Genomic DNA, 634 nt, shown 5'->3' on the forward strand with positions numbered 1-634 from the left:
AGGGAGAAAAAAGAGAGGGAAAGGAGAAGAGGAGGAGGAAGAGGAAGAGGGGGAGAAGAGAAAGGGGGGAAGGAAAGAAAGGGGAAAAAGGAGAAAAGAGGGAGAGGGAGAGAGGGGAGGGAAGAAAAGAGAGGAGAAAGAAAAAGGAAAAGGAGGAGAGGGGAGAAAAGGGGAGGAGGGAGGAGAGGAGGGAGGAAAGGGAGAGGGGAAAGGGGAAGAGGGGGAGGAGAAGGAAGGGGAGAGAGGGAAAGGGAGAGGAGAAGGAAAAAGAAAGAGGAAAGGAAGAAAAAAAAGGAAGAGGAAAGGGGGAAAGAGAGAAGGAGAAAAGAGAAGAAGAAAGAAAAGAAGAGGGGGGAGAAGGAAAAGGGAGAAAAAGGGAAAAAGGGAAATGTCGAATGTTTGTACGATTTTAACAAAAGATAATAGCAGTGCAGGTGCGAGCGGGCATTTTGACGGGGTGCAGAGAGGACGCAAAGAGATTTAAAATCAGATTGGCGAGTTTGGAGGAATTGGCGTGGTAGATAACAATAAAACCAACATCACAACAAAGCTAAAGCGAGCGGAGTACTCAAAGTATCCGTGCTTTTTGTATAATTTTGACAACATTAAAGGGCTTAGCGGTGAGGAACTTATC

General features: G+C 46.4%; 1 protein-coding gene. It reads left to right on the forward strand.

Annotated features, from left to right (window positions below):
• Positions 1–413, forward strand: a 413-nt coding sequence (locus CYP28_RS10415) for a hypothetical protein (protein ID WP_181000441.1), incomplete at its 5' end; no start/stop codon positions are given.
• Between the last annotated feature and the right edge of the window lie 221 nt (positions 414–634).

Origin of the sequence: Campylobacter concisus, assembly GCF_002914195.1 — a bacterium.
In the GTDB taxonomy this organism is placed as follows: domain Bacteria; phylum Campylobacterota; class Campylobacteria; order Campylobacterales; family Campylobacteraceae; genus Campylobacter_A; species Campylobacter_A concisus_M.